Origin of the sequence: Paracoccus sp. MKU1, assembly GCF_001447385.1 — a bacterium.
In the GTDB taxonomy this organism is placed as follows: domain Bacteria; phylum Pseudomonadota; class Alphaproteobacteria; order Rhodobacterales; family Rhodobacteraceae; genus Paracoccus.
The window spans coordinates 1-5558 of the sequence record NZ_LLWQ01000070.1; the positions used below are offsets into that span (position 1 = coordinate 1).

Consider the following 5558-nt stretch of genomic DNA (forward strand, 5'->3'; position numbering starts at 1 on the left):
CGAAATCCGGTCCTATGCACCGCTGGATACGACCCTGCACGGCATCGCCGATGCCCTTCAGGCAGTCCAGCAGCGCAACTTCTACCAACTTCGAGCCGAGGCAACGCATCGCGGCCACTACTACCACGAATATTGCATGTCGATCTCCGTCACCCGCGACAGTCCGACATATCAGGACATGACCGCCGATGCCGAGGAGATCGTCATAGAGGCGCTGCGTGATCTCGCCCGCTGGCTCTACCTCCAGTTGGAGCGCGAATACGACTACCTGACCTCGGATGAGGTGATCGACGAGGCCATCGTCGCCAATGAATATACCTTCACCGGAGCCGGACGCCGCTTTGGCTGATCCTGACAAGCGCCCCGCCTGACGGCCGGGCGCTTGTTTCATGCCTGCTCTCGCCACGGATTGAGAGGGAGAGAGCGGCCGGAAGGGATGTAAGCCGGTGCGGTCGAGAGAGAGCGCTGCGCGGCTCGATCCTGTCCTGCTCTCCCGAGGAATCCCCGATGAACATGATTTCCGCATCCGCGGCGGCATCCGCCACGGCGCCGCTTCCGCTCGACCACGACGCCGAGACCGCAGCCTGCGTCTTCACTGCTGCCAGGCTTCTCCTGCCGCATCTCGAACGCGGCCAGCGTGTCGATGCCGCAACCCTGCGCGGCGCCATGGAAGCCGCCTTCGGTGCGTCCGATGCCACCGGCGCATGGAACTGGAAGACCGCCTATGATGCCTGCGAGGCGGCGACCGTTCTCTTCCTGCGCAAATACGGCAATGCGCTTTTCCGCAAAGCCGGCACTCCTGCGACGATCTTGCCGCAGCTCGGCAAGATTGCCGGGCTTCTGCCGACGCATACGCGCCGGTCGGAGGAAGCCCAGACCTTCCAGCAGTTCAGCACCCCGGTCCCGCTCGGCTTCGCGGCGGTCACGGCGGCGGCGATCACCCCCGCCGACCGGGTGCTGGAACCCTCGGCCGGCACCGGGCTCCTCGCCATCCTGGCCGAGATCGCTGGCGGCACGCTGCTGCTCAACGAACTGGCCGAGGCCCGCGCCGGCCTCTTGTCTTCCCTCTTCCCGGCCCTCGCCGTCACCCGGTTCGACGCCGCCCAGATCGACGATCATCTCGATCCCGGCCTTATTCCGACCGTGGTGCTGATGAATCCGCCGTTCTCGGTCATGGCCCATGTCGAGGGCCGCATGGCCGATGCCGCCTTCCGCCATGTCGCCTCGTCGCTGGCGCGCCTGGCGCCCGGCGGGCGGCTCGTGACCATCACCGGGGCGAGCTTCGCATCCGACAATCCGGCATGGACCGCCTCCTGGACCCGGCTGCAGGAACGCGGCCGCGTGCTCTTCTCCGCCGCCGTCGACGGATCGGTCTATGCCAAACACGGCACGACGATCCCGACGCGGCTGACCGTCATCGACAAGCTGCCCGCCGAAGACGCGGCGGTGTTCCCGGCATCGCCCGGTGTCGCGCCGGACGTGGCGACGCTGATCGGCTGGCTGGCGGATCAGCTTCCGGCCCGGCTGCCGGTCGATCCCGGCATTGCCGTGCCGGTTGCCGCGACCCCGACGCCCCGCACCGTGCGCGGCTATATCAACTGCGCCGCGCGATCCGCGCCCGCCGCGCCTCTGGCGGAGCCGGAGGCCGTGCCGGTCGCCTACGAGACCGTGGATTGGGAACCGGCTGAGAACGGTCGCCTCTCGGATGCGATCTATGAGGAGTATGGGCTTCAAACGATTCGCATCGCCGGGGCGCAGGCGCATCCGACCCGGCTCGTGCAGTCGGCCTCGATGGCAAGCATCGCGCCGCCAAAGCCGAGCTACCGGCCCACGCTGCCGAAGGACATTCTCGGCAAGCTGTCCGAGGCGCAGCTGGAGACCGTGATCTATGCCGGCGAGGCCCATGCCGGTTTTCTTGCCGGGGCGTGGACGGTGGACGACACGCTCGACAATCTCGCCGCCGCGCCGGAAGACGCCGAGGGCGCCATCCGCTTCAGGCAGGGTTATATGATCGGCGACGGCACCGGCGTCGGCAAAGGCCGGGAATCCGCCGCCATCATTCTCGACAACTGGATGCAGGGTCGCCGCAAGGCGGTCTGGATCAGCAAGTCCGACAAGCTGCTGGAGGATGCGCAGCGCGATTGGTCGGCGCTTGGCATGGAGCGGCTGCTGGTCACGCCTCTCAGCCGCTTCCCGCAGGGCAAGCCCATCACGCTGAACGAAGGCATCCTATTTCTAACCTATGCCACGCTACGCTCCGATGACCGCGGAGAAAGGGTTTCGCGCGTCAAACAGATCGTCGAATGGTTGGGCACCGACTTCGATGGAGTGGTGATTTTCGACGAGGCGCACAGCATGCAGAACGCCGCTGGCGGCAAGGGAGAACGCGGCGATGTCGCCGCCAGCCAGCAAGGCAGAGCCGGGCTGCGCATCCAGCATGCGCTCCCCAAGGCCCGTGTCGTCTATGTCTCGGCGACCGGCGCCACCACCGTCCACAATCTCTCCTATGCGCAGCGGCTCGGCCTTTGGGGCGGCGAGGATTTCCCGTTCTCGACCCGTGCCGAGTTCATCGAAGCGGTCGAAGCGGGCGGCATCGCGGCGATGGAGGTCCTGGCCCGCGACCTGCGGGCGCTCGGCCTCTACACCGCCCGATCGCTCTCCTTCAAAGGGGTCGAATACGAATTGCTCGACCATGAGCTGACCCCGGAACAGGTCCGCATCTACGACAGCTATGCCGATGCCTTCGCCATCATCCACAACAACCTGGATGCCGCGATGCAGGCTGCCAATATCACCGGCGGTGATGGTGGCTCGGGCACGCTGAACCGGCAGGCCAAATCTGCGGCGCGCTCGGCCTTCGAGAGCGCGAAGCAACGGTTTTTCGGCCATTTGCTCACGTCCATGAAAACCCCGACGCTGATCCGGTCGATCACGGCCGATCTGGACGCGGGCCATTCCTCCGTCATCCAGATCGTCTCGACCGGCGAGGCGCTGATGGAGCGGCGTCTGGCGGAGATCCCGACCGAGGAATGGGGCGATCTGAAAATGGACCTGTCGCCGCGCGAATATGTCCTCGACTACCTCGCCCATTCCTTCCCGGTCCAGCTCTACGAGCCGTTCACGGATTCGGAGGGCAACCTGTCCTCGCGCCCTGTCTATCGCGACGGCCAGCCGGTCGAGAGCCGCGAGGCGGTGGCCCGGCGCGACGAGATGATCGCCAGCCTCGCCAGCCTGCCGCCGGTCCCCGGCGCGCTCGACCAGATCATCCAGCATTTCGGCACCGACACGGTGGCCGAGGTCACGGGCCGCTCGCGACGGATCGTCCGCAAGCGCGGCGTCACCATCGACCGGCTCGTTGTGGAAAATCGCGCGGGTTCGGCGAACCTGGCCGAGACGCAAGCCTTCATGGACGATGCCAAGCGCGTGCTGGTGTTTTCTGACGCCGGCGGCACCGGCCGGTCGTATCACGCCGAACTTTCGGCAAAGAACACCCGGCTGCGTGTCCATTATCTCCTCGAAGCCGGCTGGAAGGCCGACGCTGCCATCCAGGGGCTCGGCCGCACGCACCGCACCAATCAGGCGCAGCCGCCGCTGTTCCGGCCGATCTCGACCAATGTGAAGGCGGAGAAGCGCTTTCTCAGCACCATTGCCCGCCGCCTCGACACCTTGGGAGCGATCACGCGCGGCCAGCGCCAGACCGGCGGCCAGGGCCTGTTCCGGCCCGAGGACAATCTGGAATCGCAATATGCACGCGATGCGCTGCGCCAGCTCTACCTGCTGCTGGTGCGCGGCAAGGTCGAGGGTTGCGCGCTGGAACGGTTTGAATCCGCCACCGGCCTGAAGCTGATGGACTCGAACGGAATCAAGGACGATCTGCCCGCCATCACCACCTTCCTCAACCGGCTGCTGGCGCTGACCATCGAGCTTCAGGGCATCCTATTCACCGCGTTCGAGCAGCTTCTGACCGCACGGATCGAGGGCGCCATCGCGTCCGGCACCTATGACGCCGGGCTGGAGACCTTGCGCGCCGAGAGCTTCGTGGTGACGGATCGGCAGGTGATCTACACGCACCCCCGCACCGGGGCCGAAACCAGCCTGCTGACCATCACCGAACGCAGGCGCAACCACCCGGTCACGCTCGACGCCGCCCTGGCCGAACTCGATGATCCCCTAGCCAAGCTGCTGATCAACGAGCGTTCGGGCCGCGCGGCGGTCCAGATCCCCACCACCAGCGTCATGCTGGATGACGGCGAGATCGAGCGCCGCGTCAGGCTGATCCGCCCGATGGAAGCGCACAATATCCCCATCAGGATGATGGGCGAGACCCATTGGGTCGAGGCCGACCAGGACGCATTCGCCGCCGCCTGGGAGGCTGAGGTCGCGGAAATGCCGGAGTTTGCCGACAGCACGCTCCATATGGTGACGGGGTTGCTGCTGCCGATCTGGAAACGGCTGCCGAACGAGTCCACCCGCGTTTATCGCCTCCAGACCGATGCGGGCGAGCGCATCATCGGCCGCAAGGTCTCCCCGGCCTGGGCCGCGAACGCGACCACGACCGGCATCGCGAAGGTCACGCCAGAGGATGCCTTCGCGGCCCTGATGGACGGTCGGACGATATTCGATCTTGCCGAGGGCCTCCAGCTTCGCCGGGTCCGCGTCATGGGCGTGAACCGAATCGAACTCTCGGGCTTCACCGACACGATGCGCCAGCGTCTCGGCGCCTATGGCCTGTTTCACGAGATCATCTCGTGGAAGCTGCGCATGTTCGTGCCGGTCGATGCCAGCGGACCCGCCGTGCTGGCCAAGCTCTTCGACCGCTGGCCGGTCGAACGCATCGGCGAGCGGGAGGCCGCATGATGCCGCGTCACGACGCATCTGAACTGGCGATCCGCCTTGGCCGAGAGGCCGAGGCGGTCTGCCGCCATTATCTGCCGTCCGGCCACCGCGCCGGGCGATACTGGCTGGTCGGCGATGTGCAGAATACTCCTGGCCGCTCGATGTTCGTCCGCCTTGCCGGGCCGGAATCCGGCAAGGGCGCGGCGGGGAAATGGACCGACATGGCCACCGGGGAGCATGGCGATCTGCTCGATGTCATCCGGCAGACACTCGGTCTTACCCACTTCAAGGAGGTGGCCGAGGAAGCGCGCCGTTTCCTCGCCCTCCCGCATCCCGAACCAGAGAAGACGAAGACGCCAACCGGCAGCACATCCATCAGCGCGCCCGGTTCGCCTGAAGCGTCGCGCCGCCTCTTCGCCATGGCGCAGCCGATCCACGGCACCCTTGCTGCGATCTACCTCAACGGGCGGGCGATCACCTCCCTCTCGGACACAACCGCGCTACGCTACCATCCGCGGTGCTATTACAGGCACGACGAGCATTCGCCCACCGAGATCAGGCCGGCACTCGTTGCCGCCGTCACCGATCTCTCCGGCCACCAGACCGGCGCGCATCGCACCTGGCTCGCCCCGGACGGTTCCGGCAAGGCACCTGTTGAGACACCGCGGCGGGCGATGGGCGACCTTCTCGGCCACGCCGTCCGCTTCGGCGCCGCCGATGAG

At 66.6% G+C, this 5558-nt stretch carries 2 protein-coding genes and 1 pseudogene; all 3 read left to right on the forward strand.

Annotated elements, in window-relative coordinates; all coding sequences use genetic code 11:
- Nucleotides 1-349 (forward strand): annotated as a pseudogene (locus AQY21_RS04845) (antitoxin of toxin-antitoxin stability system); the annotation flags it as partial.
- A 158-nt stretch (nt 350-507) separates the two neighbouring features.
- Complete coding sequence (locus tag AQY21_RS04850) at nt 508-4857, forward strand: strawberry notch-like NTP hydrolase domain-containing protein (RefSeq protein ID WP_058096654.1); 4350 nt, start codon at nt 508-510, stop codon at nt 4855-4857.
- On the forward strand, nt 4857-5558 hold a 702-nt coding region (locus tag AQY21_RS04855; protein WP_058096655.1), incomplete at its 3' end, for a hypothetical protein. The genes AQY21_RS04850 and AQY21_RS04855, both read left to right, overlap by 1 nt.

What these genes read in the sequence shown, in the direction of transcription:
- AQY21_RS04850 (WP_058096654.1), top strand. Translation starts at nt 508, where the DNA reads ATGAACATGATTTCCGCATCCGCGGCGGCATCCGCCACGGCGCCGCTT.